The organism is Acidovorax sp. GW821-FHT09A11 (assembly GCF_059418365.1).
In genome coordinates this window covers 56,306-76,518 of the sequence record NZ_JBWKPS010000002.1, presented here as the reverse complement: position 1 = coordinate 76,518, position 20,213 = coordinate 56,306, and the positions used below count along the sequence as shown (strand labels likewise).

General features: G+C 67.3%; 20 protein-coding genes. 6 read left to right on the top strand and 14 right to left on the bottom strand.

Going from position 1 to position 20,213, the window contains the following annotated elements; translation table 11 throughout:
• Positions 1–19: 19 nt before the first annotated feature.
• The 5 genes from pepN to AC07PV_RS04295 all read right to left on the bottom strand — a co-directional run bounded on the left by pepN (position 20) and on the right by AC07PV_RS04295 (position 5,898).
• Positions 20–2,761, bottom strand: coding sequence for an aminopeptidase N (gene pepN / locus AC07PV_RS04315; RefSeq protein WP_494629517.1), 2,742 nt, complete (start codon positions 2,759–2,761; stop codon positions 20–22).
• A complete protein-coding gene (locus AC07PV_RS04310) occupies positions 2,745–3,419 on the bottom strand; it encodes an HAD family hydrolase (protein ID WP_218297529.1) in 675 nt (224 codons plus the stop codon). Before AC07PV_RS04310 ends, pepN begins: the two co-directional genes overlap by 17 nt.
• Positions 3,419–4,523 (bottom strand): peptide chain release factor 2 gene (gene prfB, locus AC07PV_RS04305; protein WP_218297528.1). Its coding sequence is split into 2 segments (ribosomal slippage): positions 3,419–4,441 and positions 4,443–4,523, totalling 1,104 coding nucleotides; the frame shifts between segments, so codons are not numbered across the junction. Before prfB ends, AC07PV_RS04310 begins: the two co-directional genes overlap by 1 nt.
• Before the next feature lie 201 nt (positions 4,524–4,724).
• On the bottom strand, positions 4,725–5,633 hold the full coding sequence (locus AC07PV_RS04300) for an alpha/beta fold hydrolase (RefSeq protein ID WP_492807614.1): 909 nt from the start codon (positions 5,631–5,633) through the stop codon (positions 4,725–4,727).
• A gap of 124 nt (positions 5,634–5,757) precedes the next feature.
• On the bottom strand, positions 5,758–5,898 hold the full coding sequence (locus tag AC07PV_RS04295) for a hypothetical protein (protein WP_492807612.1): 141 nt from the start codon (positions 5,896–5,898) through the stop codon (positions 5,758–5,760).
• Positions 5,899–5,973: 75 nt separating this feature from the next.
• Here AC07PV_RS04295 and AC07PV_RS04290 point away from each other — a divergent pair, with 75 nt between their 5' ends.
• Positions 5,974–7,035 (top strand): aldo/keto reductase, encoded by a 1,062-nt coding sequence (locus tag AC07PV_RS04290; protein WP_494629515.1) that lies wholly within the window; start codon positions 5,974–5,976, stop codon positions 7,033–7,035.
• Positions 7,036–7,176: 141 nt separating this feature from the next.
• Here the strand turns inward: AC07PV_RS04290 and AC07PV_RS04285 are convergent, their stop codons facing one another.
• Both AC07PV_RS04285 and AC07PV_RS04280 read right to left on the bottom strand, forming a co-directional pair.
• A complete protein-coding gene (locus tag AC07PV_RS04285; RefSeq protein WP_494629513.1) occupies positions 7,177–8,607 on the bottom strand; it encodes a M20 family metallopeptidase in 1,431 nt (476 codons plus the stop codon).
• A 21-nt stretch (positions 8,608–8,628) separates the two neighbouring features.
• Positions 8,629–9,615, bottom strand: coding sequence for a Bug family tripartite tricarboxylate transporter substrate binding protein (locus AC07PV_RS04280; RefSeq protein ID WP_218297524.1), 987 nt, complete (start codon positions 9,613–9,615; stop codon positions 8,629–8,631).
• 178 nt (positions 9,616–9,793) lie between these two features.
• Between AC07PV_RS04280 and AC07PV_RS04275 the strand changes: the two genes are divergently transcribed.
• The 3 genes from AC07PV_RS04275 (at position 9,794) to plsY (ending at position 12,040) form a co-directional block, all read left to right on the top strand.
• Entirely contained in the window at positions 9,794–10,753 is a 960-nt protein-coding gene (locus AC07PV_RS04275) for a LysR family transcriptional regulator (protein ID WP_218338771.1), read from the top strand.
• A 54-nt stretch (positions 10,754–10,807) separates the two neighbouring features.
• On the top strand, positions 10,808–11,299 hold the full coding sequence (locus tag AC07PV_RS04270; RefSeq protein WP_218338770.1) for an aminoacyl-tRNA deacylase: 492 nt from the start codon (positions 10,808–10,810) through the stop codon (positions 11,297–11,299).
• A gap of 78 nt (positions 11,300–11,377) precedes the next feature.
• Positions 11,378–12,040: a glycerol-3-phosphate 1-O-acyltransferase PlsY gene (gene plsY / locus AC07PV_RS04265; RefSeq protein WP_218297521.1), complete on the top strand. Its 663-nt coding sequence runs from the start codon at positions 11,378–11,380 to the stop codon at positions 12,038–12,040.
• An 87-nt stretch (positions 12,041–12,127) separates the two neighbouring features.
• Here plsY and AC07PV_RS04260 read toward each other — a convergent pair whose 3' ends face one another.
• From AC07PV_RS04260 to AC07PV_RS04250, 3 genes are all read right to left on the bottom strand, one after another.
• The gene (locus AC07PV_RS04260) at positions 12,128–13,168 is read right to left on the bottom strand and encodes an HD-GYP domain-containing protein (RefSeq protein WP_492255222.1); all 1,041 of its coding nucleotides are present in this window, start codon (positions 13,166–13,168) and stop codon (positions 12,128–12,130) included.
• Between the two features lie 19 nt (positions 13,169–13,187).
• On the bottom strand, positions 13,188–13,835 hold the full coding sequence (locus tag AC07PV_RS04255) for a retropepsin-like aspartic protease family protein (protein WP_494629510.1): 648 nt from the start codon (positions 13,833–13,835) through the stop codon (positions 13,188–13,190).
• Between the two features lie 142 nt (positions 13,836–13,977).
• Entirely contained in the window at positions 13,978–14,463 is a 486-nt protein-coding gene (locus AC07PV_RS04250) for a YajQ family cyclic di-GMP-binding protein (protein WP_218297518.1), read from the bottom strand.
• 73 nt (positions 14,464–14,536) lie between these two features.
• Here AC07PV_RS04250 and murB point away from each other — a divergent pair, with 73 nt between their 5' ends.
• The gene (gene murB / locus AC07PV_RS04245; RefSeq protein WP_494629508.1) at positions 14,537–15,610 is read left to right on the top strand and encodes a UDP-N-acetylmuramate dehydrogenase; all 1,074 of its coding nucleotides are present in this window, start codon (positions 14,537–14,539) and stop codon (positions 15,608–15,610) included.
• Between the two features lie 196 nt (positions 15,611–15,806).
• Here murB and argG read toward each other — a convergent pair whose 3' ends face one another.
• The 4 genes from argG to AC07PV_RS04225 all read right to left on the bottom strand — a co-directional run bounded on the left by argG (position 15,807) and on the right by AC07PV_RS04225 (position 18,827).
• Complete coding sequence (gene argG, locus AC07PV_RS04240) at positions 15,807–17,144, bottom strand: argininosuccinate synthase (RefSeq protein WP_218297516.1); 1,338 nt, start codon at positions 17,142–17,144, stop codon at positions 15,807–15,809.
• Between the two features lie 39 nt (positions 17,145–17,183).
• On the bottom strand, positions 17,184–17,501 hold the full coding sequence (ppnP, locus tag AC07PV_RS04235) for a pyrimidine/purine nucleoside phosphorylase (RefSeq protein ID WP_494629506.1): 318 nt from the start codon (positions 17,499–17,501) through the stop codon (positions 17,184–17,186).
• A gap of 151 nt (positions 17,502–17,652) precedes the next feature.
• Positions 17,653–18,306, bottom strand: coding sequence for a glycine zipper 2TM domain-containing protein (locus AC07PV_RS04230; protein WP_218297514.1), 654 nt, complete (start codon positions 18,304–18,306; stop codon positions 17,653–17,655).
• Between the two features lie 134 nt (positions 18,307–18,440).
• The gene (locus tag AC07PV_RS04225) at positions 18,441–18,827 is read right to left on the bottom strand and encodes an arsenate reductase (RefSeq protein WP_218338767.1); all 387 of its coding nucleotides are present in this window, start codon (positions 18,825–18,827) and stop codon (positions 18,441–18,443) included.
• Positions 18,828–18,875: 48 nt separating this feature from the next.
• Here AC07PV_RS04225 and folC point away from each other — a divergent pair, with 48 nt between their 5' ends.
• Entirely contained in the window at positions 18,876–20,201 is a 1,326-nt protein-coding gene (gene folC, locus AC07PV_RS04220; protein ID WP_494629504.1) for a bifunctional tetrahydrofolate synthase/dihydrofolate synthase, read from the top strand.
• The last annotated feature ends 12 nt before the right edge of the window (positions 20,202–20,213 follow it).

The window sequence follows — 20,213 nt, the reverse complement described above, 5'->3', positions numbered from 1 at the left end:
GTCCTTTCTTGGTCGTGGTTTATTCGGCGAGTGCACGGGTCACGACCTCGCGCACGTCGTTGGAGAGCGCGGGCCTGGCGGCAACACGGGCGATGGCTTCGCGCGCGGAGGTGCGCCAGGGGTCTGCGAGTTTCTTCCAGCGGTCCAGGGCCCGGGCCAGGCGTGCGGCCACCTGGGGATTGATGGCGTCCAGCTCGATCACGCGGTCGCTCCAGAACACGTAGCCCGCCGCGTCTGCGCGGTGGAAGGCGCCGGGGTTGGCGCTGCAGTAGCTGAAGATCACGCTGCGCGCGCGGTTCGGGTTCTTCAGGCTGAAGTCAGGGTGCTGCATGAGCTGGCGCACGGCGGGCAGCACGTTGCCGCCACGGTCCGGCGCGCCGGCCTGCAGCGCGAACCACTTGTCGATGACCAGAGGTTCGTCCTTGAACAGCGCATGGAAGCGTGCCAGGGCAGGGGCCGCCAGTTCACTGCCGCTGGCCACCAGGGCGGTCAGTGCGTTGAAGCGGTCCGTCATGTTGCTGGCCACCTTGAAGCGCTGGTAGGCCTTGCCGGGCCAGACCGCATCGCCCGTCTTCTGGGCGGCGATGCACAGCATGTGCAGCGCCAGCCCGCTGAGCGCGCGGCGGCCCGAAGAGACAGGATCGGGGCTGTAGCCGCCGGTGTCCTGGTTCTGCTCCCAGGCCGACTCCCAGTCCGCCTGCAGCGACAGGGCCAGCTGTTCGCGCATGGCTTCGCGCACGGCGTGGATGCGCTGCGGGTCCACCACATCGAGCTGCTCGGCGATGTAGGTCTCGGACGGCAGGGTGAGCACGAGTTCCTTGAAGGCTGCATCCAGCAGGGGGTTGCGCAGCACCGCGCGCATCGCTTCCACAAACGCGGCCGGCAGGATCTGGTGATCAAAACGGCCTCCAGCGCTTGTCTGTTGTGCGCTGTCAGCTATTGTATTGATAGCAATGCGCAGTGCCAGACGCTGGCCCGCTTCCCAGCGGTTGAAGGCGTCGGCATCGTGCGCCAGCAAGGTGAGCAGCTGGGCATCGGTGTAGTCGATGTCCAGCACCACGGGCGCGCTGAAGTTGCGCAGCAGCGAGGGCACGGGTTCGCTGTCCAGGTCCGTGAAGGTCAACGTCTGCGAGGCTTCGGTCAACACCACCACGCGCGAGGCTGCCTGCGCGGCGCCTTCGCCCGCCAGGTGAAGGGGCAGGGGGGCGCCGCTGTCGCTGAGCAGGCCCAGCTCCACGGGGATGACGAAGGGTTCCTTGGCGGGCTGGCCGGGCGTGGGGGCGCAGCTTTGCGACAGCGTGAGCGCATAGCAGCGCGTGGCGGCGTCGTAGCGGCCCGTGGCCCGAACGCGCGGCGTGCCTGCCTGGCTGTACCAGCGCTTGAACTGGGGCAGAAGGCGTGCAAGGTCGCTCGCGGGGTTGGCATCGGCGATGGCCTGGGCGAAGTCGTCGCAGGTCACGGCCTGGCCGTCGTGGCGCTCGAAGTACAGCTTCATGCCCCTGGCGAAGCCGTCGCGGCCCACCAGGGTGTGCATCATGCGCACCACCTCGGCACCCTTTTCGTAGATGGTGACGGTGTAGAAGTTGTTGATCTCGACGTAGCTGTCGGGGCGCACCGGGTGGGCCATGGGGCCCGCGTCCTCGGGGAACTGGGCGGTGCGCAGCACGCGCACGTCCTCGATGCGCTTGACGGCGCGGGCCGAGGGGCTGCCCGCCAGGTCCTGGCTGAATTCCTGGTCGCGAAAGACGGTCAGGCCTTCCTTCAGGCTCAGCTGGAACCAGTCGCGGCAGGTCACGCGGTTGCCGGTCCAGTTGTGGAAGTATTCGTGGCCCACCACGCTTTCGATGTTGGCGAAGTCGGTGTCGGTGGCCGTGGCCTCGCTGGCCAGAACGTACTTCGTGTTGAAGATGTTCAGGCCCTTGTTCTCCATGGCGCCCATGTTGAAGTCGCTGGTGGCGACGATCATGAAGCGCTCCAGGTCCAGCGGCAGGCTGAAGCGGGCCTCGTCCCAGGCCACGCTGTACATAAGCGAATTCATGGCGTGTTCGGTCTTGCCCAGGTCGCCGGGGCGCACGTACACCTGCAGCAGGTGCTCGGTGCCCGAACGGCTCTTGATCTTCTGCTCGCGGGCCACCAGCTTGCCCGCCACCAGGGCGAACAGGTAGCAGGGCTTCTTGTGCGGGTCCACCCACTTGGCGAAGTGGCGGCCGTCCTCCAGGTCGCCGCTGTCCACCAGGTTGCCGTTGGACAGCAGCACCGGGTACTGGGCCTTGTCGGCGCGCAGGGTGACGGTGTAGCTGGCCATCACGTCCGGGCGGTCCAGGAAGTAGGTGATGCGGCGAAAGCCCTCGGCCTCGCACTGCGTGAAGAACGTGCCCTGGCTCACGTACAGGCCCATCAGGTGCGTGTTCTTGGCGGGGCAGCAGGTGGTGAAGATCTCGAGCGCGAAGGCGTCCGTGCCCGTGGGCAGGTTCTCCAGCACCAGGCGCGAGCCCTCCATCTTGAACGAGGTGCCCTGGCCGTTGACCAGCACGCGCGCCAGGTTCAGGTCCTCGCCGTCGAGCTTGAGCGGCTGCTCGGCCACCTCGGGGTTGCGGCGCAGCAGCATGCGGTTGAGCACGCGGGTCTTGGCGGGGTCCAGGTCGAACGTGAGCTCGACGCTGTCGATCCAGTAGGCAGGCGCGGTGTAGTCCTCGCGGCGGATGGCGACGGCCGGGCCGGCGCCTTCTCCGCTTCCGTCGGCTTTATGCAGTTGCAACATGGAGGCTCTCCAGAAAGTCGGTGTTCATGAGTTCGGTGTAGTCGCGCACGGCGGCCAGCACGTGGGGTCCGGCCAGTTCCTGCGCGCTGTGCGTGCTGCATATCGCCACGGCGCGCATGCCCGCGCGGCGCGCGGCTTCGATGCCGAAAGGCGCATCCTCGAAGACGATGCAGTGTGCGGGGCTGGCGCCGATGCGGCGCGCCGCCTCCAGGAAGATCGCGGGCTGGGGTTTGCCGGGCAGGCCTTCGTCGCCGCGCACGATGGCCAGGGGCGCGGGCTCCAGGCCCAGGCGTGTCATCGCGAACTGCACGTTGTGGATATCGCCGGCGGTGCCCACGGCCACTTTCAGGCCGCGTTCGCCGAGCTGCGCGGCAAAGCGGCGAAAGCCCGCCACTTCGGTGAAGCGGGGCCCGAACAGCTCGCGGTAGATGTCTTCCTTCTCGCGGGTGAGCGCGTCGGCCTCATCCTGCGGCACATCGCGGCCCAGCAACTCGCGGATGCACTCGGTGCCGTTGCGGCCCGTGGTGCGCGCCATGAGATCGGGCACGTCGATGTCCATGCCGCGGCGCCGGGTGAATTCGACCCAGGCCTTGGCGTGCCAGGGCATGGAGTCGATCATGGTGCCGTCCATGTCGAAGATGATGGCCTCGGCGTGCATCACACGCCCTGCTTCAGGCTGGCTTCGATGAACGCGTCCAGATCGCCGTCCAGCACCTTCTGCGTGGCCGAGATCTCGACGTTGGTGCGCAGGTCCTTGATGCGGCTGTTGTCCAGCACGTAGCTGCGGATCTGGTGGCCCCAGCCCACGTCGGTCTTGGTGTCCTCGAGCTTTTGCTGCTCTTCCTGGCGCTTGCGCATCTCGTGGTCGTACAGGCGCGAGCGCAGTCGCTGCCACGCGATGTCGCGGTTGCCGTGCTGGCTGCGGCCGTCCTGGCACTGCACCACGATCCCGGTGGGGATGTGCGTGAGGCGCACGGCCGAGTCGGTCTTGTTGATGTGCTGCCCACCCGCGCCGGAGGCGCGGTAGGTGTCGGTGCGCACGTCGGCCGGATTGATGTCGATCTGGATCGAGTCATCGATCTCGGGGTAGACGAACAGGCTGGCGAAGCTGGTGTGGCGGCCGCCCGACGAGTCGAACGGGCTCTTGCGCACCAGTCGGTGCACGCCGGTTTCGGTGCGCAGCAGGCCGTAGGCGTATTCGCCCTCGACCTTGATCGTGGCGCTCTTGATGCCCGCCACGTCGCCCGGGGTTTCTTCCTCGACGGTGGTCTTGAAGCCCTTGCGCTCGGCGTACTTGAGGTACTGGCGCAGCAGCATGCTGGCCCAGTCGCAGGCCTCGGTGCCGCCGGCGCCGGCCTGGATGTCCACAAAGCAGTTGAGCGGGTCGGCCTCGTTGCTGAACATGCGGCGGAACTCCAGCTCTTCGATGAGCGGGCGCAGCTTGGCCGTCTCGGCCTCGATGGTCAGGAGGCCGGGTTCGTCGCCTTCTTCCTTGCTCATTTCATAGAGCTCGGTGTTGTCTGCCAGCTCGCGCGTGAGCTTGTCGAGCGTGAGCACGACGGAGTTCAGCGACTTCTGTTCCTTGCCCAGCTCCTGGGCCTTTTTGGGATCATTCCAGACCGAAGGGTCTTCCAGCGACGCGTTTACCGTGCGCAGGCGTTCGAATTTGGCATCGAAGTCAAAGATACCTCCGTAACTCTTGCGTGCGCAGGGCCAGGTCGCCGAGGGTGGTGCCGATGAGGTTGATGCGTTCTGCGTCCATGATTCTTGTCCTGTGTGTTCTGTGGAATAACCAGCGATTTTCTCATGGGACGGCATCGCGCCCCGGCAAAGCCCCCAGGCGGGCCGCCCGCCCGGGCCGCCTTGGCCCGTGGTGGCGCCATCGGATGCCGGGTCTTTCAAAAATGATAGCTGCCAGCGCTTGATGGATAAGCGCTGGAGGCCATTTTTGCTTGAAGGCTGCTCAGGAGGGGGCGAGAAACTGCTCGATGAGCTGTGCCACCTGCCCGGGCTGGTCGTGGTGCAGCATGTGCCCGGCGTCCTGCACGACGGCGGTGCGCACGTCGCGCACATGGGTCAGGCGCTGGTGGTATTCCTCCAGGCTGTACTTGCCTTTCCACCACTGGCCCAGGCTGTCGTCGCTGGCCTCCACGGCCAGCACGGGCGCGGAGATGCGGCCGTACAGCGCGAGCGCCTCGTCCAGCCGGTAGAGCTGCGCGCTGGTGATCTTGTGGGCCGGGTCGCCCAGGATTTCCCACTGGCCCTGCGCGTTGGGCCGGGCCCAGTGGCCGGCCAGCCACCGGGCCTTGTCTTCGGACAGGCGCGGGTTGGTCTTCATGAGGCGGCGGGCCACGCCGTCCTGGCTGTCGTAGGTCTTGAGGGCCAGCTCGCCGCTGCGCAACTGCTTGAGCTCGTCGATCCACTGCGCATAGCGCCTGGGCGCCTGCTCGGGCCGCGAGGCGGGCATGCCGAAGCCCTCCAGGTTGACGAGGCGGCGGATGCGCTCGGGCCGCACGCCCGCGTACATCATGGCGATGTTGCCGCCCATGCTGTGGCCCACGAGGTCGATGGCTTCGCCGGGCGCGCAGTGGTCCAGCAGCAGGTCCAGGTCGGCCAGGTAGTCGGCAAAGAAGTAGTGGTCGGCCTGGGCGGCGGAGGTCAGGCCGAAGCCGCGCCAGTCGGGCGCGATGATGCGGCGCTCCTGCCGCAGCGCGTCCACCGTGAACTGGTAGGACGCGCTCACGTCCATCCAGCCGTGCAGCAGCACCAGCGTGGGCAGCGGGCTTTGCTCGGGCCCCCAGTGGCGGACGTGGTAGTTCAGGTGGCGCAGGGGCAGCGTGCTGCTGCGGGAGGGCTTGAGCGGGGTGTACATGGGCGGCGGCGCGAAGTGGGGCGGCAGGAAAGTCCCGCAAAGCCCAGGGCCTGCGGGTGCTCCCGGATGGTAATGGGGCGGCCGGATGCCTGCCGCCCTCGGTGTCGCCTGCGCGGCTGGTGGCTCAGCGGCGATGCGGTGGACTTGCGGGTGGAGCTGGACGGTCCTTGCCGATGGACGTGTTGTGGTCGGAGCCCTCGATCGCCCCGCCGGCAAGGGCGGCAGCCAGCTCGCGCGGGATGGCGGGGCAGGGGCCTTCGGGCATGGCGAGGCGGCCTGCAGAGCACGGCGAAATCCATTATTCTGCGCAGTCCTTCGTTTGCCCGTACTCCTTCTTCCCATGCAAAAAATCCAACTCGGCACCAGCGATCTGCAGGTCACTCCCATCTGTCTGGGCACCATGACCTTTGGCGAGCAGGTGGGTGAAGCCGATTCGCACGCCATCCTGGCGCGCTCGCTCGACCGTGGCGTGAACTTCATCGACACGGCCGAGATGTACTCGGTGCCCGCCAGGGCCGAGACCTTTGGCGCCACCGAAACCATCATCGGCAACTGGTTTGCCCGGAACCCCGGCGCGCGCCAGAAGCTGGTGGTGGCCACCAAGGTGGCGGGCCCTTCGCGCGGGATGCCCTGGGTGCGCGAAGGCAAGGGCATGGCCGCCGCCGACATCGTGGCGTCGTGCGAGGGCAGCCTGCGCCGCCTGCAGACCGACGTGATCGATCTCTATCAGATCCACTGGCCCGAGCGCCACGTGCCTGCCTTTGGCAACCTGTACTACGACCCGGCCAAGGAAACGTCGCAGAACCCCATCCGCGAGCAGCTCGACGCGCTGGCGGGCCTGGTCAAGGCTGGCAAGGTGCGCCACATCGGCCTGTCGAACGAAACACCCTATGGCGTGCACGAGTTCGTGCGCCTGGCCGAGCAGCACGGCCTGGCGCGCGTGGCCACGGTGCAGAACCCGTATTGCCTGATCAACCGGACCTGGGAAAACGGCCTGGATGAAACCTGCCATCGCTTGAATGTCGGGCTGCTGGCGTATTCGCCCCTGGGCTTTGGCCTGCTGACGGGCAAGTACGACGGCAGCGGCCTCACCGGCCCGGGTGCCCCGCAGGGTGCGCGCATCGCCACGTACGAATCCGTGCGCAAGCAGCGCTGGGGCCGCCCCGAGGCGCTGGCCGCCGCGCGCCGATACAACCAACTGGCCCGCGACAACGGCCTCACGCCCACCCAGATGGCGCTGGCGTTCTGCTACACCAAGTGGCAGGTGGCCAGCACGATCATCGGCGTCACGTCGGTGGCGCAGCTCGACGAAGACCTGAACGCCTGGGGCACCCAGCTGCCGCCCGAGGTGCTGCAGGCGATCGACGCGATCCGCTGGGAAGTGCGCGACCCGGCACTGTAAGGGCTCCCCCTGAGTCGCCTGCGGCGCCTTCCCCCTTGAAGGGGGACGACACCCTCGCTGCGGGGCGGCCCTTGCCTGGTGTCTCTCGCCTGGGGCCGCGCCAGTTTTTCAGGCCACGCGCAATGGGTCGCGGCCAGTAGCTCACGCCGCCGCCGGGGCTTCTGGTGTGCTCAGCGCGCCGGCTTTCCACGGCACGCCTTGGGCCTCGCCCAGGTCCCAGAACAAGCCCGCCATCACCGCCAGCCCTTCGCGCGCCACCGAGGCCAGCAGATGCTCGTTGGGCGCGTGCTGGGCACAGGCCGGGTACGAATGCGGCACCCACAACGTGGGCAGGCCCAGCTGGTCGGCGAAGATGTCGTTGGGCAGCGAGCCCGCCAGGTTGGGCAGCAGCGTGGCGCGCTGGCCCGCGCTGGCCTGCAGCGATGCCAGCGTCCAGTCCACCCAGGGGTTGTGCAGGTCCAGCCGCGTGGCGCCGCACACCATGCCCATGCCGATGGCCACGTCGGTGAAGCCTCGGGCGTCCAGGTGTTCGCGCAGCGTGCGCTCGACGTTGCGCCAGTCGGTGCCCACCACGAAGCGCAGCTGGCAGTGCGCCACCGCACCGGACGGAATGGCATTGACCGGGCGCTGGGGAGAGCCCGCGCCCAGGGCCAGCACTTCGAGCGTGTTCCAGCCCACCAACTGCTCGGCCGGCGTGAGGCCCGGCTCGCCCCAGCCGGGCGTGAGCGCGGGGTCGTCGGCGCCTGCGCCGATCACCACATCCTTGAGGGCGGTGCGCAGCTTGCCGGGAACCGCGGGCGGCAGCAGGCCCTTGACGAGGATGCGGCCTTTGGCATCGACGAGCGTGGCCAGCGCGTGCGTGAGCACGGTGGCCGGATTGGCCAGCACGCCACCCCAGTTGCCCGAGTGATAGGCCTTGTCGCGGCTGCGCACGGTGAGCGAGAAGTTGATCGCGCCGCGCGAGCCCAGGAAGAGGGTGGGGTGGCCCGCGTTCACGCGCGGGCCGTCGCTGGCGACGAACAGGTCGGCCTTCAGCGCGTCGCTGTGCTGCTCGCAGAACGCGCCCAGGCCGGGCGAGCCGGCCTCTTCGCCCATCTCCATGATCAAGGTCACGTTGTAGCCCAGCCGGCCGCCGCGCGCCTCGATGGCGTGGGCCAGGGCCGCCAGGCTCACCGTGTGCTGGCCCTTGTTGTCGGCGGTGCCACGGCCATACCAGCGCTCGCCCTCGATGGTCAGTTCCCAGGGCGAGAGGCCTTCGCGCCAGCTGCTCTCCTGGCCATTGACCACGTCGCCGTGCCCGTAGGTCAGGACGGTCGGCAGGGCCGGGTCTTCCACGCGCCGGGCGATGAGGAAGGGCCCGCCCAGGGGCGAGGGGTTGTCCAGCACCTGGCATTCGAAGCCCAGGGGCGCAAGCCACGGCACCATTTCGTCGGTGAGGTAGGTGCGCAGTTCAGGCGGCACCTTGCCGGTGTCGCTCTCGGTGCGCCAGGCCACGCGGCGGCGCAGGTCGCCGGCAAAGCGGCCGTCGTCGAAGTAGCGCTGGACGTTCTGGATCAGTTGCTCTCGGTTCATCGTGTTCTCCTTGTGTCAGCTTCACTCCACCACGATCTGCGCGCGGTGGGCCAGCGCACGGTAGCGGCCGATCTCGTCGTCGATCACGGCGCGCGTGGCCGCGGGCCCCAGGTGCACGGGTTCCATGCCCTGGGCGCGCATCTGCTCCTGCATGCCGCTGTCGCGGGTCACGGCCTCCACGTCAGCCACCAGCTTCCTGATGATGGCCGCCGGTGTCCTGGCGGGTGCGGCAATGGCATACCAGGCGTCGAACACCGCATCGGGCAGCTTCAGTTCTTCCACCGTGGGCACGCCGGGCAGCATGCTCGAGCGCGATTTGCCCGCAATCGCCAGCGCGCGCAGCTTGCCGGCCTTCACCTGCGGCGCGGCGGCGGCCACGGTGTCGATGCCGAGCTGGATTTCCCCGCCGATGAGGGCCATCAGCGACTGGCTGCTGCCCCGGTAGGGCACGTCCTGCAGCTTGATGCCCGCGGCCTGCTCCAGCAGCGCCCCCGCCAGGTGCGGGCCCGAGCCGGAACCGAACGTGGCGTAGTGAATGCCCTTGGGCGCGGCCTTGGCGGCGGCGATCAGCGCGTTCAGGTCCTTGTAGGGCGCGGTGGCGCTGACCACCAGCACCAGGGGCGCGCGGGCCACGGTGGCCACGGGCACCAGGTCCCTGGCGGGGTCGTAGGGCAGCTTGCTGCGCAGGGCCGGGTTCACCGTGTAGCTGGTGGAGCCAGACACCAGCAGCGTGTAGCCGTCGGGGTCAGCCCGCACCACGGCCTCGGTCCCGATGATGGTGGAGGCCCCTGGCTTGTTGTCGATGACCACGGGCTTGCCCAGGCGCACCGACAGCTTCTGGCCCAGTGCGCGGGCCACGGCATCCGTGCCGCCGCCGGGCGGAAAGGGCACGACCATGCGCACCGGGCGCTGGGGCCACGCATCGGCGGGCGCCGCCTGGGCATGGGAGAGGCTGGCGGCGCAGGACAGGGCGGCGGACAGCAAAGAGGCTTGAACAAGGCGTTTCATGCGGACTCCGGAAGGTGGGGCCCGTGGCGCAGGCGGTGCCACCTTGAAGGCGGCACCGCTGTGGCACACGGCCATGGGTGAATTGGAGCCTTAAACCATGCAAGATGGGCGCCGGTTTACCATTGCCATGGATAGAGATTTGGCAATTGACCATTCTCTTTTTGTTCATTGCCCCACCATGCCCGTTTCACTGCTCAGCCTGCCCCTGCGCTACTTTCTGGAAGTGGCGCGCACCGGCTCCGTCAACCAGGCGGCGCAGCGTCTGCATGTGGCCGCGTCCGCCGTGAGCCGCCAGCTTGGCAAGCTGGAGGACAGCCTGGGGGTGGTGCTGTTCGAGCGCCAGGCGCGCGGCATGGCCTTGACCGAGGCGGGCACCCGCCTGCTGGCGCATGCCAACGCCCATGACGTGCAGTCCGTGGAGCTCATGGCGCAGTTGCGGGGGCTGTCGGCCCAAGGCGCGGTGCGCGTGCGCGTGGCCTGCACCGAGGGCTTCGCCGCCACCTTCATGCCCCTGGTGATGTCGGCCTTCCGGCAGGCGCACCCGCAGGTGCAGCTGCAGTTGCAGGTGGCCGTGCCGCACGAGGTGTCGGCCCTGGCGCTGCGCGGCGAGGTCGACCTGGCGCTGAAATACAGCGTCGCTCCCGAGAAGGGGCTGCAGCTGCTGCATTCGGCCATTGCACCGATCTACGCCATCATGCCGGCGCAGCACCCGCTCGCGCGCCAGCGCAGCGTGTCGGTGGCCGATGTAGTGCGCTACCCGCTGTTGCTGGGGGCCAGCAGCATCACCGGGCGGCAGCTGTTTGACCTGAGCTGCGCGGTGCAGGGCCTGCGCTACGTGCCTGCCGTGGAGAGCAATTTTTCCTCGGCGCTGCTGCCGCTGCTCGGCGGCCAGGATGTGGCCCTGGCCAGCTATCTGACGGCCGCGCGCTGGGTGGAGGCCGGGCTGCTGGCGGCCAGGCCGTTCGATGAAACACAGCTGCAGCAGCGGCGCCTGCAGGTGCTGGCGGCCGAGGGGCGGGTCCCGTCGGCCCTGGTGCAGCAGTTCACGCAGGCGCTGGTGGCGGCCATCGAGCAGTACGGCAAGCGCAAGGTGGGGCGGCGCAGGACCGCGGTGGCCATGCGGCCCGCCGCACCCTGACCGCCGAGGGGCGTTCACAACTGGATACCATTCGCTTCCTACGCACACCGCACCATGGCCAAGAAAGAACACGTTTCCGAGACCCAAGCCACCCAGTTGCTCAAGGCCAACAAGGTGGCTTTCACCGAGCACCCCTATGACTATCTGGAGCACGGAGGCGCATTGCACAGCGCCGAGGTGCTGGGGCTCGACCCCTTCACCGTGGTCAAGACGCTGGTCATGCAGGACCAGGATGCCAAGCCGCTGCTGGTGCTGATGCACGGCAACCGCAAGGTCTCCACCAAGAACCTCGCACGCCAGATCGGCGCCAAGTCGGTGGAGCCCTGTGCCCCCGAGGTGGCCAACCGCCACAGTGGCTATCTGGTGGGTGGCACTTCGCCGTTCGGCACACGGCGCGCCATGCCGGTGTACATCGAGGAGACCATCCTCGCCTTGCCCCGCATCGCCATCAACGGCGGGCGCAGGGGCTTTCTGGTGCAGCTGGACCCGCAGGTGTGTGTGCAACTGCTGGGGGCGAAGCCCGTGCATTGCGCGCTGGCAGAATAGGCCGCCGGGAAAAACAGCCCATGAATAGCCATTGAACAGCCTCCAAGGGCTGAACCATCCGATTACCGAGGAGTTGCTTTGACCGCCGTCTATCCCGTTCTCGCCGCCGTGGCCGCCTACCTGCTGGGCTCGCTCTCTTTCGCCGTCATCGTGACGCGCGTGATGGGACTGAGCGACCCGCGCACCTATGGCAGCAAGAATCCGGGGGCGACCAATGTGCTGCGGTCGGGCAGCAAGGCCGCGGCCATCGTGACGCTGCTGCTCGACGCCCTGAAGGGCTGGCTGCCCGTGGCGCTGGTGATGTGGTTCGGCCGCCCCTACGGGCTGGAGGACGGCACCGTGGCCATGGTGGGTCTGGCCGCCTTCCTGGGCCACCTGTGGCCGGTTTTCTTCCGCTTCCAGGGCGGCAAGGGCGTGGCCACGGCGCTGGGCGTGCTGCTGGGCATCAGCGTCTGGCTGGGGCTGGCCACGGCCGTCACCTGGCTCATCATCGCCTTCTTCTTCCGGTATTCGTCGCTTGCCTCGCTGGTGGCCGCGGCATTCGCTCCGGTGTACTACCTGCTGGTGGATGGCGTGGTGTGGTACGCCGAAGGCACGATTGCCGCGTCCATCGTTGTGATGGGCGTGCTGCTGGCATGGCGCCACAAGGAGAACATCCAGCGGCTCATCGAAGGCAAGGAGTCGCGCCTGGGCAGCAAGAAGGCCAAGCCGGGAGCCGAGGCGGCACCCGGCAAGCGCTGAGGCCGGGCGGCGCTGGCCGCTGCCGGGCACCAAGGCGGCCGGGAGCCGCCTTTTTTTTGCATGGCCCCACCCGGTTTTTCATCGGAGTCAGAGGGACCCTGGCCCGGTGATGAGTCCCCGCAGCCCCGCGCTGTGCTGTGCCGCATACAGTCCCAGGCGCACCATGGTGCGGTGGTTGAGCTCCAGCCCCACGGCGGAGCGGGCCAGCGCGGACTGGATGCGGGGTTTTCCACTGGCTGTCTGGTACAGGCTGGGCTGGGTGTGGTGGTGGCCGCTGCGGTCCAGCAGGCTTGCCACCAAAGGGTGGTTGGCCTTTTCGCTGCGGCGCAGCACGATGGCCGTCTCGCCGTTGTCGAGCTTCACGAAGGTGCCTGGCGGGCACAGCCCGATGGAGCGCACCAGGGTGTAGCTCACTTCGTCGCGCTGGTCCACCTCCTGGCCCACGAGGGCGCGCACCGAATCGGTCGCGCTGCGGCCGGCGCGCGACTTGCGCGGGCTGATCATGGCCGCGTAGCGGTCAATGGTGCTCAGGACGCGGGTGAGGCGGTCTTCGGGCTCTTGCTGGGCCAGCGGCACACGGTCGGCAATGCTGGCGTGGTGCTGCCCGACCACGTCCAGCCAGAGCGCGTCATTGATGAACAGGCGCTCCAGCAGTGCCTGGCTTTCCAGCGGGTGGCTCTTGATGGCCTCCTGCTGGGCCGTGGTGGGGCGCTCGCGCTGCTCGGCCAGTTCGTCCTGCAGGGCGGTCATGCCGATGTTCATGGTCAAGGCCGCGCGCACCAGGCTGTCGCGCTCGCGCGCGGGCAGCTCCAGCTCATGGGCCATGATGTGGCACAGCGTGCCGCACACCAGGGCGTGGGAGGCGCTGTAGCCCACGGTGGACGTGGAGGCCAGCTGGAACATCAGGTACAGGGCGGCGTCGATATCGTGCGCCACCAGGTCTTGCAGCCAGCCATCGAACTGGCGCACCTTGGCGGCGAAGTCCTGCACCTGCAGCGGGCGGGACAGCAGCACCGACAGCGCGGATTCCAGGTCCGCCCACAGGCTCAGCAGGTCCTCGTATTCGCCTTCGGCGTGGTGGTGGTGGCCGGCGTGATGGTGGTGGCCGGCGTGATGGTGGACGGACATGGCGGTGCGCGTCGGGGGCTCAGTTGCGCTTTTCCAGCACCATCTGGTCGTTGATGCGGGTCATCTGGAACTTGGTCAGGAAGCTGTTTCCCAGCAGCACGTAGGGCATGGCCTGCGAGGTGATGACGGCTTCGACCCCGAACACCTCGACGTCGCCGATGCGCACCGAGTCGAGCTTCATGCGCCACCCTTGCGCCACTCCGTTCGCGGTGCTCATGCGCACGGGCTGGCCGCTCTGGTAGTTCAGGCCCATCCGTTCCGCGTCGGGCCGCCCGATGGCCACGGTGGAGGCGCCCGTGTCGACCATGTACTGCATCACGCGGCCGTTGATCGTGCCGCTGTTGACGAAATGCCCGCGGCTGTCGGCCATCAGCACAATGCGCTTGCCGCTGCCTCCCCGGCTGCCCACGCTCACGGGGGCCTCGCCCAGCCGCAGGGTGCGGCGCGCTCCCTTGACTTCGACGGTGGCCTCGTCCCCGGTGACGGCGATCACCTTCACGCCTTTGTATTCATCGCCCGCCCCGACCGCGCGCGGTGGGTTGGCATCCACCACCAGCAAGGCCTTGCTGCCCAGCATGCCCGCCAGCGCCACCGCCTGCGCATGGGCCCAGGACGGGGCCAAGCACAGAGCAACCAGCGCGGCCAGGGCAAAGGAGTGGATCGTCATTCGTCGATGGCGCTGTGCGCCTCCCCCGTACCTCGGAACTGGCGCGGCCCAGGTGAGGGACGCCAAGCCAGGGCCGCCCCGCAGCGAGGGCGTCGTCCCCCTGGAGGGGGAAGGCGCGAAGCGACTCAGGGGGTGCTCCATCTCAGTCGCGGAAGTTGTCGAAGGACAGGGGCACGTCGGTCACGTCCTTGCGGATGAGCGCCATGGCCGCCTGCAGGTCGTCGCGCTTGGCGCCGGTCACGCGCACCTTGTCTTCCTGGATGGCGCCCTGCACCTTGAGCTTGCTCTCCTTGAGCAGCTTCTGGATCTTCTTGGCCAGCTCGCTCTCGATGCCGTTGCGCACCTTGATGACCTGCTTGACCTTGTCGCCACCCATTTTCTGGACATCGCCCAGGTCGAGAAAGCGCACATCGACGTTGCGCTTGGTGAGCTTGTTGCGCAGCACGTCCTCGATCTGGGTGAGCTGGAAGTCGGCGTCGCCGATCAGCGTGATGTCCTTGTCCTTAATCTCGATGCTGGCCGAAGTGCCCTTGAAGTCGAAGCGGGTGGCGATTTCCTTGGCGGTGTTCTCGACCGCGTTTTTCACTTCGACGAGGTTGGCTTCGCAGACGGTGTCAAAAGATGGCATGGTGGCTCTCAATCTCAGGGGAAACGGTGCAATTCGCAGGGGGCCGGAAGGGCCCGGTGCGACAATCGGGCCAATGGTAGTCGAGAAAAACGCCCCTTTGCAGCCCTGGAACACCTTTGGCATCGCTGCGCGCGCCCAAACCCTGGTGCGCGTGCGCTCGGCGGCCGATGTGCTGGCCGTGCTGAACGCTGCCGCTTTGGCCGCGGCGCCCAAATTCGTCCTGGGCGGTGGCAGCAACATCATCCTGACGGGCGATGTGAAACCCGTCGTGCTCAAGATGGAGATCAAGGGCCTGCGCCTGGTGGAGGACACGCCCAAGGCCTGGATCGTGGAGGCGGGCGCGGGCGAGGTCTGGCACGACTGCGTGGCCTGGACGCTGGAGCAGGGCTACGCGGGCCTGGAGAATCTGGCGCTGATCCCGGGCACCGTGGGGGCTGCGCCCGTGCAGAACATCGGCGCGTATGGCGTGGAACTGCAGGACCGCTTCGAGTCGCTGGACGCGATGGACCTGGCCACGGGCCGGACGTTCACGCTGGATGCCGCCCAGTGCGGCTTTGGCTACCGGGATTCGGTGTTCAAGCATGCGCCGTCGGAGGCACTGGATGCGGGCGGGTTGCCGCGCGGCATGGGACTGGAAGGCCGGGCGGTGATCACCCATGTGCGCTTTCGCCTGCCCAAGCCCTGGAAACCGGTGCTGGGCTACCTCGACCTGGAGCGCCGCCGCATGGAAGAGGGCGTGGAGCATCCCACGGCGCGGCAGATCTTCGGCTGGGTCTGCGACATCCGCCGCGCCAAGCTGCCCGATCCGGCCGTGGTGGGCAATGCGGGCAGTTTCTTCAAGAACCCCACGGTGTCGCCGGACCAGTGCGCCGACATCATCGCGCGCGAGCCGCGCATCGTGCACTACCCCATGCCCGACGGCAGCATCAAGCTGGCCGCGGGCTGGCTGATCGATGCCTGCGGCTGGAAGGGCAAGTCCATCGGCAAGGCCGGCGTGTATGAAAAGCAGGCCCTCGTGCTGGTCAACCGGGGACGGGGTGCCGACAGCGTGACCGGCGGCGAGGTGATGACCCTGGCCAAGGCCATCCAGACCAGCGTGTACGAGCGCTTCGGCATCCGGCTGGAGCCCGAGCCCGTGGTGGTATAGCCTTCTGCACAGGCACCCGGAGCCCGCCAGAACACCGGCAGCCGGAGCCGCATAAAAAAAGCCACCTGATCGGTGGCTTTGCTATTTATTTTATAGCATCTCGCGCTTGCCTGTCCAGCGGCAGGGCATGTTTTTGTGCCTGTTTGGCAGGGCGCGGAGGCGGGCGTGCTCCCGGCCGCCCGCGCCCTTGCCAGCATCACTTGCGGTCGTTTTCCAGCTGCGCCAGTGCCGCATTGCCACCCAGCGACAGCAGGCCGGCGCGCGAGTACACGCCCAGCTTGTCGCGGGTGTCCGAGATGTCCAGGTTGCGCATGGTCAGCTGGCCGATGCGGTCCAGCGGGCTGAACGGCGCGTCTTCCACCTTTTCCATCGACAGGCGCTCGGGTGCGTAGGTCAGGTTGGGCGATTCGGTGTTGAGCAGCGAATAGTCGTTGCCACGGCGCAGCTCCAGCGTCACGGTGCCGGTCACGGCGCGCGCCACCCAGCGCTGGGCGGTCTCGCGCAGCATGATGGCCTGCGGGTCGAACCAGCGGCCCTGGTACAGCAGGCGGCCCAGCTTCAGGCCGTTCATGCGGTACTGCTCGATGGTGTCTTCGTTGTGGATGCCGGTCACCAGGCGCTCGTAGGCGATGTGCAGCAGCGCCAGGCCCGGGGCCTCGTAGATGCCGCGGCTCTTGGCTTCGATGATGCGGTTCTCGATCTGGTCGCTCATGCCCAGGCCGTGGCGCCCGCCGATGCGGTTGGCTTCGAGGATCAGTTCCACCGGGTCGTTGAACTCCACGCCGTTGAGGGCCACGGGCTGGCCTTCTTCAAAGCGCACCGAGACTTCCTCGGCTTTGACGGTCACTTCGTCCTTCCAGAACGCCACACCCATGATGGGGTTCACGATGCGGATGCCGCTGGACAGGAACTCCAGGTCCTTGGCCTCGTGCGTGGCGCCCAGCATGTTGCTGTCGGTGCTGTAGGCCTTCTCGGCGCTCATCTTGTAGCCGAATCCGGCCTGGGTCATGAACGCCGACATCTCGGCGCGGCCGCCCAGCTCGTCGATGAACAGCTGGTCCAGCCAGGGCTTGTAGATCTTGAGCGAGGGGTTGGTGAGCAGGCCGTAGCGGTAGAAGCGCTCGATGTCGTTGCCCTTGAAGGTCGAGCCGTCGCCCCAGATGTTGACGTCGTCTTCCTTCATCGCCGCCACGAGCATGGTGCCGGTCACGGCACGGCCCAGCGGCGTGGTGTTGAAGTAGGTCAGGCCACCGGTGGAGATGTGGAAGGCGCCGGCCTGCAGCGCGGCGATGCCTTCGTGGGCCAGCTGCGTGCGGCAGTCGACCAGGCGGGCCTTCTCGGCGCCGTACTCCATCGCCTTGCGGGGGATGGCGTCGTAGTCGGGTTCGTCGGGCTGGCCCAGATTGGCGGTGTAGGCGTAGGGCACGGCGCCCTTGAGCTTCATCCAGTGCAGGGCTGCGCTGGTGTCCAGGCCGCCCGAGAAGGCGATGCCGACTTTTTGCCCCAGGGGCAGGTTTTGGAGAATGGTGGCCATGTGCGGTCGTCCGTTGTTCTTGTCGATGGAAATGCCGGTTCAGCCGAAATGGCAGATGTAGTGGTAGGCCTCGGTCACGCGGATGTCGAACTTGGAGTTGCCTGGCACGCTGAACTTCTCGCCAGCGGAGGACTTCGCCCAGTTGTCGGTGCCCGTCAGCTTGTACTCGCACGAGCCCGCCACGCATTCCATGATTTCCGGCGCGCCGGTGTTGAAGGTGAGCGTTGCGGGCAGCACCACGCCCACCGACTTCTTCGTGCCATCGGGGAAGGTGATGCCGTGGCTCACGCACTTGCCGTCAAAGTACACATTGGCCTGGGTGGTGACGGACACGCCGTCGATTTTTTCGGTGGTCATGGGTGCGCTGGATAAGGTTGGAGGAAACCCGCGATTTTAGGGCAGGGGGGCGGCGGCCTGGCCGGCGGGGCCCCACTAAAAACCCCCCGCCCGCAGATCGCCCAAGCAAAAGAGCCCCGAAGGGCTCTTTGCGATGGCTGGCGCCAGGGGCTCAGCGCCAGTAGGGATTGCGGTGGTGCGGGTAGTACGGGCGGCTGTCGTAGCCGTATTCGATCACGGTGACGGGCGGCGTCACATAGGTGGGCTGCTGGTACACCGGTTGCGCGGGATAGGTGGAGGTCACCACGCCAGGCTGGCTGTACACGCCTTGCGAAGCGTACGGGTCGGGCTGCGTGGAGTAGGTCTGGCCCGCGGGCTGCACGCTCAAGGGAATCCAGCGGCCCGGATCCGTCTGGGTGCGGGTGGTGTACTGGCGCCCGGCGTACTCATAGACCACGTCGTAGCCGACCGTGCGATTTTCGTAGTACGTCTCGGTGGTGCAACGCTGCACGTTCTGGTACTGGGGCTGTCCGCCTTCGATCTGGTTGCCCAGTACGGCACCGCCCAGCACGCCGATGGCGGTGGCGGCGGCACGGCCGCTGCCTTTGCCGATGGCATTGCCGGCGGCGCCACCGGCAATGGCGCCCATCACGGCGCCAGCGCCGCTGGTGCGGTTGCCGCTGTACACCGTTTCATTGCCGCACACCTGCTGCGGCGTGGCGACCTGCTGCACGACGGGGGTGGCGGAGAGCACGCGGCCCTGCTCCTGCGCGCTGGCCATGGTGGCGATGGCCGCCATGGCGGAAAAAATGACGATCTTTTTCATGGAGAAACTCCTTTCGGGTCGGTACATAACGCACCAGACTGTGGAAAAGTTTAGGCCGGCAAGGTCAATCCAGGGCCTGGTCGCCGTAAATCTGCGTAAAGATTTGTGCAATTTCCCCGGTCTGTGCGCTTGATTCACGCGGCCGCAGGCCGTTCCATCCAGGTTTGCCACAGATCGGGGGCAAAACCCACCGAGATGTGGGTCTTGCCGCCCTGCTGCCACTCGACCACCGGGCGCTTGATCACGCTGGGCTGGGCCTGCATCAGGGCACTGGCGCTGTCTTCGCCTTGCACGGCTGCCTGGACGTTCGAGTCCAGCTTGCGCCAGGTGGTTCCCTGGCGATTGACCAGCTTCTCCCAGCCGACGGCCAACATCCAGCCGGGGAGGCGGGCGGCGGGAACGCCCTGTTTCTTGAAATCATGGAACGCGTAGTCCAGCCCCTGTTCCGTGAACCAGGCGCGGGATTTCTTGACGGTGTCGCAGTTGGGAATGCCGTAGACGGTGATGTGTGAGGTTGTCATGCCGCGCATCATCCGCCAATTGCGGCCTGGGCGACAATCCCGCCCTGTATGCATACCAAAATCCACACCCTGGAAGGCTGGCTTCGCCACTGCGAACAGCTTCACCCCCGCAATATCGAGATGGGCCTGGACCGCGTCCGTGAAGTGGCGCGCCGGATGACCTTGCGGTTCGACTGCCCCGTGGTCACCGTGGCGGGCACCAATGGAAAAGGCTCCACCTGCGCCATGCTGGAAGCCGTGGCCCTGCAGGCGGGCTACCGCACCGGGGTGTACACATCGCCCCACCTCGTGCATTTCGAGGAACGGTGCCGTGTGCATGGCGAGATCATTCCTGCTTCGGACCTGATAGCGCATTTCGAAGCTGTGGAAAGCGCCAGGACCCAAAATGGCGATGAAGTCTCCCTTACTTACTTCGAATTCACCACGCTGGCCATCCTGCGCCTGATGAGCCATTCCCGGCTGGATGTGGCCATCCTTGAAGTGGGCCTCGGGGGGCGGCTGGATGCCACCAACATCATTGATGCCGATTGCGCCGTCATCACCAGCATCGACATCGACCACACCGAGTTCCTCGGGCCGGACCGCGAGAGCATCGGCCGGGAAAAGGCCGGCATCATGCGCACGGGGCGCCCGGTGATCGTGAGCGACCCCATGGCGCCGCAGAGCATCGCCGACCACGCCCTCGAAATCGGGGCTGATCTGTGGCGGTTCGGCAAGGATTTCAATTTCTCGGGCGACAAGCTGCAGTGGAACTGGGCCGGCCGGGGCCGCCGCTACGCGGGGCTGGCCTATCCATCGCTGCGTGGCGCGAACCAGCTGATCAATGCATCGGGCGTGCTGGCCGCGCTGGAAGCCCTGCGCGAACGCCTGCCGGTGACGGCCCAGGCGGTGCGCAATGGCCTGGCCATGGTGGAGTTGCCGGGACGGTTCCAGATCGTGCCTGGCCAGCCCACGCTGGTGCTGGACGTGGCGCACAACCCGCACTCCGTGGCCGCGCTCACGGCCAATCTGGACGCCATGGGCTTCTTTCCCACGACCCACGCGGTCTTCGGGGCCATGGCCGACAAGGACCTGGCCCCCATGCTGGCCAAGGTAGCGCCGCTGATCGACCGCTGGTACTTCACCAATCTGCCCACGCCCCGGGCCGAGACGGCCGCCGTGCTGCAGCAGAAATGGAATGCCGTGCAGATGGTGGCGGGCGGGCGCCGCGACGTCACCTCGACCTTGCACCCGGACCCCATGGATGCCCTGCAGGCGGCAGTCGCCGCGGCGGACCCCGCTGATAGAATCGTGGTCTTTGGCTCGTTTTACACGGTGGGCGGTGTGCTGATCAATGGAACACCTCGCCTGCACGCCAAACATCTGGGCGCATAAGGTCCGCACGAG

Excerpts from the sequence above, each read along its gene's own strand:
- AC07PV_RS04270 (WP_218338770.1), top strand. The coding sequence starts at position 10,808 with ATGGCCAAGAAAGAACACGTTTCCGAGACCCAAGCCACCCAGTTGCTC.
- argG (WP_218297516.1), bottom strand. The coding sequence starts at position 17,144 with ATGGCCACCATTCTCCAAAACCTGCCCCTGGGGCAAAAAGTCGGCATC.
- AC07PV_RS04285 (WP_494629513.1), bottom strand. The coding sequence starts at position 8,607 with ATGAACCGAGAGCAACTGATCCAGAACGTCCAGCGCTACTTCGACGAC.
- AC07PV_RS04275 (WP_218338771.1), top strand. The coding sequence starts at position 9,794 with ATGCCCGTTTCACTGCTCAGCCTGCCCCTGCGCTACTTTCTGGAAGTG.
- murB (WP_494629508.1), top strand. The coding sequence starts at position 14,537 with ATGGTAGTCGAGAAAAACGCCCCTTTGCAGCCCTGGAACACCTTTGGC.
- AC07PV_RS04300 (WP_492807614.1), bottom strand. The coding sequence starts at position 5,633 with ATGTACACCCCGCTCAAGCCCTCCCGCAGCAGCACGCTGCCCCTGCGC.
- AC07PV_RS04255 (WP_494629510.1), bottom strand. The coding sequence starts at position 13,835 with ATGACGATCCACTCCTTTGCCCTGGCCGCGCTGGTTGCTCTGTGCTTG.
- folC (WP_494629504.1), top strand. The coding sequence starts at position 18,876 with ATGCATACCAAAATCCACACCCTGGAAGGCTGGCTTCGCCACTGCGAA.
- AC07PV_RS04310 (WP_218297529.1), bottom strand. The coding sequence starts at position 3,419 with ATGCACGCCGAGGCCATCATCTTCGACATGGACGGCACCATGATCGAC.
- ppnP (WP_494629506.1), bottom strand. The coding sequence starts at position 17,501 with ATGACCACCGAAAAAATCGACGGCGTGTCCGTCACCACCCAGGCCAAT.
- AC07PV_RS04230 (WP_218297514.1), bottom strand. The coding sequence starts at position 18,306 with ATGAAAAAGATCGTCATTTTTTCCGCCATGGCGGCCATCGCCACCATG.
- pepN (WP_494629517.1), bottom strand. The coding sequence starts at position 2,761 with ATGTTGCAACTGCATAAAGCCGACGGAAGCGGAGAAGGCGCCGGCCCG.
- AC07PV_RS04290 (WP_494629515.1), top strand. The coding sequence starts at position 5,974 with ATGCAAAAAATCCAACTCGGCACCAGCGATCTGCAGGTCACTCCCATC.
- AC07PV_RS04250 (WP_218297518.1), bottom strand. The coding sequence starts at position 14,463 with ATGCCATCTTTTGACACCGTCTGCGAAGCCAACCTCGTCGAAGTGAAA.
- AC07PV_RS04260 (WP_492255222.1), bottom strand. The coding sequence starts at position 13,168 with ATGTCCGTCCACCATCACGCCGGCCACCACCATCACGCCGGCCACCAC.
- AC07PV_RS04280 (WP_218297524.1), bottom strand. The coding sequence starts at position 9,615 with ATGAAACGCCTTGTTCAAGCCTCTTTGCTGTCCGCCGCCCTGTCCTGC.
- AC07PV_RS04225 (WP_218338767.1), bottom strand. The coding sequence starts at position 18,827 with ATGACAACCTCACACATCACCGTCTACGGCATTCCCAACTGCGACACC.
- AC07PV_RS04295 (WP_492807612.1), bottom strand. The coding sequence starts at position 5,898 with ATGCCCGAAGGCCCCTGCCCCGCCATCCCGCGCGAGCTGGCTGCCGCC.